The 3,342-nt window shown below is 68.6% G+C and carries 4 protein-coding genes; 1 reads left to right on the top strand and 3 read right to left on the bottom strand.

Annotated features, from left to right (window positions below):
* On the bottom strand, positions 1-985 hold a 985-nt coding region (locus G6R25_RS22675), incomplete at its 3' end, for an aminotransferase class I/II-fold pyridoxal phosphate-dependent enzyme (protein ID WP_163554504.1).
* A gap of 340 nt (positions 986-1,325) precedes the next feature.
* Here G6R25_RS22675 and G6R25_RS22680 point away from each other — a divergent pair.
* The gene (locus G6R25_RS22680; RefSeq protein ID WP_163554505.1) at positions 1,326-1,769 is read left to right on the top strand and encodes a type II 3-dehydroquinate dehydratase; all 444 of its coding nucleotides are present in this window, start codon (positions 1,326-1,328) and stop codon (positions 1,767-1,769) included.
* 18 nt (positions 1,770-1,787) lie between these two features.
* Here the strand turns inward: G6R25_RS22680 and G6R25_RS22685 are convergent, their stop codons facing one another.
* Complete coding sequence (locus G6R25_RS22685) at positions 1,788-2,288, bottom strand: hypothetical protein (RefSeq protein WP_235949464.1); 501 nt, start codon at positions 2,286-2,288, stop codon at positions 1,788-1,790.
* Between the two features lie 343 nt (positions 2,289-2,631).
* A partial coding sequence (locus G6R25_RS22690) for a tyrosine-type recombinase/integrase (RefSeq protein ID WP_336502384.1) occupies positions 2,632-3,342 on the bottom strand: 711 nt, incomplete at its 5' end.

Genomic DNA, 3,342 nt, shown 5'->3' on the forward strand with positions numbered 1-3,342 from the left:
ATCGGTAGATCGCCCGGAACGCGGCGAAGGCGGGCAGGCCTCGTTCGGCGAGAGCGTCCACGAACGCGTTGCGCCGTTGTTCGCCGAATCCGGGCAGGCGGAACATCGCCATGTAATGCGGATTGCGGTCGCAACGTTCGTCGCGGCCCTGCGGCACCACGCCGGGAATGGCCGCGAGCGCGTCGGCGAGCACCGGCCACCGCTGTTCGCGGGTGTCGATCTGACCGGCCAGGCGGCCGAGCTGGGCGCGCAGCACGGAGGCGGAGAACTCGTTGAGCCGGAAGTTCGACCCGGAGGTCTGGTGAAAGTATCGGCGGTCGGTCCGGGGCCGCCCGCAGCTGTGCCGCAAAAACGCGGCCTCGTACAGCTCCGAGTCCGGGAAGGTAACCGCACCGCCCTCACCCGCGGTCATCAGCTTGCCGTTCTGGAAGCTGAACGCCGCCACCGAGCCGAGCTCGCCGACCTTTCGCCCCTGCCACTGGGCACCGTGCGCGTGCGCGGCGTCCTGGAGCAACGGGACGCCGGTGTCGGCGGACAGCTTCGCCAGCGCGTCCATGTCGGATATCTGACCGGCCATGTGCACCGGCATGATCGCCTTGGTGCGAGAGGTGACCGCGGCGGCCGCCGCCGCGGGATCGATGCAGTACGTGTTCAGGTCGACGTCGACCGGCACCGCGACCGCGCCGAGGCGCTGCGCGGCCTGAGAGGAAGAGATGAACGTGAAGGCCGGGACGATGACCTCGGTGCCCGGACCCACGCCCAGCACCTGCAGGGCAAGCTCGAGGGCGTGCGTTCCATTGGTGACGGCGAGTGTGTAGTCCGCACCGTGATAGTCGCCGAATTCCCGCTCGAAGCTGTCGACCTCGCTGCCGCCCATGCGCCACCACTGGCCCTGTTCCAAGGCCCGGATCAGTCCGTTGCGCTCCTCGTCGGAGTACTGCGGCCAAGCTGGCAACTCCGGTGCGCGTCGCACTACACCGCTCATGGTCCCCACCCTATTCTTACGTGACGATAAGGTTCGCGTAAGGATCCCGGCCCGTCGACGGTTCATTACCACGAGCTGCCTGAAGAATCTACGCGAGAGGTGCGCGACGGACGGTACCTCAACGCCTTGAGTCACCCGCTGTCCCCCGCGGTTGGACTACGCAACAAACAACACTCGCGCAATCCATACACTATTTCCACACTGCCCATGCACTCTGTCGGGCTATTCGCGAACCCGGGTGACCCGGCTAGGCCGCCCCAAAGCTGCGATATCGTCCACGGGACACCGGCCAGTCGGGCCGGTCGGCACGGGGTATCGGCGCGAGTGATGATGAGGTCTGGTGAGCACGCTTCTTCTGGTGAACGGTCCGAACCTGGGCATACTCGGTCGGCGGCAGCCCGAGGTGTACGGCACGGCCACTCTGGCCGACATTGAATCCGCCGTGACCGCCCGGATCGCCGATCGCGGCTGGAAACTGGTCTCGGTCCAGCGGGAATCCGAAGGCGAGTTGATCCACGCGATTCAGGATAACTACGACTCGGTCGGCGCAATCGTCAACCCCGGGGCGCTCATGATGTACGGATGGAGCCTGCGGGACGCACTCGCCAACTACCCGAACCCGTGGATCGAGGTACACCTGTCGAACGTCTGGGCGCGGGAATCCTTTAGGCACGAGTCGATTCTTTCGGCATTGGCCCGCGGAGTCATCGTCGGCCTCGGTCCGCTGGGCTACGAGCTCGCCGCCCAGGCACTGCTCGGTCTGGTGCCCGCCGCCTCTGACTGAGCGGCCGGGCACCAGTCGTCAGTCCGCGGCCAGCGCCCGGACGGCCGCGTCGGCGACGGCCGAGGTCAGGCGCGGATGGTCGACCGGTGGCAGCAGCCCGCCGGGCGGGGTCAGGTCGACCAGCGCCTGGATGGCGGCCAACCGCGCCGCCACGCTGATCGGCCGGCCGAGCTCGGCGGCATCGCGCGCAGCGATGGGCATCGGAATGACGTCGAGACCCGTCGCCCGGTGCAGGTGGACCGCCTGGGACTCCACCGCCGGCAGGGCCGCCTCGGCGGCGAGCGGCTCGAAGTCGAGCACGGCGCTGGCGTCGGAGAGCAGCGCCACCCGGCGGGGCCGCCCGGTGAACAGGTCGGTGTGGGTCGGGTGGGTGGCCAGATGGCGGATGACGCGGCGGTCCGCGTCCGCGTCGAGCGTGATCCGGCGGCCCATCGGGTCCGGCTCGTCGGCATAGCAGGTGATCGTGCCGGGACCGGTGGCGATGACCGCGTCGATGTCGGTGCGCGACCCGCACGGCACCCGGACGGTGACGCTGTATGCCGGATTGGCCGCCGCCGTCTCCCGGACCCGCCGGGTTCGCCCTGGCCTGGGGCGTTCACGCCGTCCCGCCGACCGGAGCCCGCGCCACGCGCTCCGAGCTGGCCAGGGCGATCTGATCACCGAGGTAAGTCGCTCCAAAAGCGCCCACCGCGCAGTGGTCTCGCAGTAAAGCCCCTGCGCTGCAGGGGATTGTGCCCCAGGTAGGAATCGGACCTACGGCCTACCGCTTAGGAGCTGGCAGTGTCCGAGCGGTGCGCCGACCTGCGTCGTTGCAGGTCGGCGGCAACCGTTCCGCGCGAAGTTGGTAGGACACATGCGATCTTCAGAACCGATCGCCGAGCCCGAACCGATCATGCGCCTTGCGGGCGCGCCGGTCCTGGGCGCTGGCGGCGTACCGGTCGACCATCTGCCGGGAGCGCCATCCCATGATGCGCATGAGGTCGCCCTCGGTGCCTCCGGCTTCCAACCAGTCGTCGGCGAGGGTGTGCCGGAACTGGTGCGGGTGTAGCCGGGGCAGGCCGATCACGGCACCGCGCCGGTAGAGCATCCGGGCCAAGCCGTCCCCACCGAACGCCCGCCGGCCGTTCGACGACAGCCACAGGTTCGGCAAGCTGGCACCGGACTCGCGGGCCCGAGCCCGCAGGTACCGCCCGACCGCCAACGCTGTGTTGTTGCCGATCGGCACATCGCGCGGCCTGCGACCCTTGCCGATGACGTGAAGGACTTTCGCGGCCAGGTCCACGTCGTCGAGCTGGAGTCGGCCGACCTCGGTCCGCCGGCCGCCGGTGTCCATCAGCGTCCTGATGATCGCGTTATCTCGGCGATCAATGAATGCCTTGCCCGCGCACGTGGCCAGTAGCGCGCGAATCTGGTCATCCTCCAGCACGGGCACCGGCTGTTCCGGGACGACCGGTGGGTTCATCCGTTCGAGGGGCGATCGGCTGATCTCGTCTTCGTCGAACAGCCACGCGAACCACTGAGCCATTCCCGGCGTCGATTTGTGAGGTTGGGTAATTGTTGCGGGGTGTGAGTG

The organism is Candidatus Frankia alpina (assembly GCF_902806485.1).
Taxonomy (GTDB): Bacteria; Actinomycetota; Actinomycetes; order Frankiales; family Frankiaceae; genus Frankia; species Frankia alpina.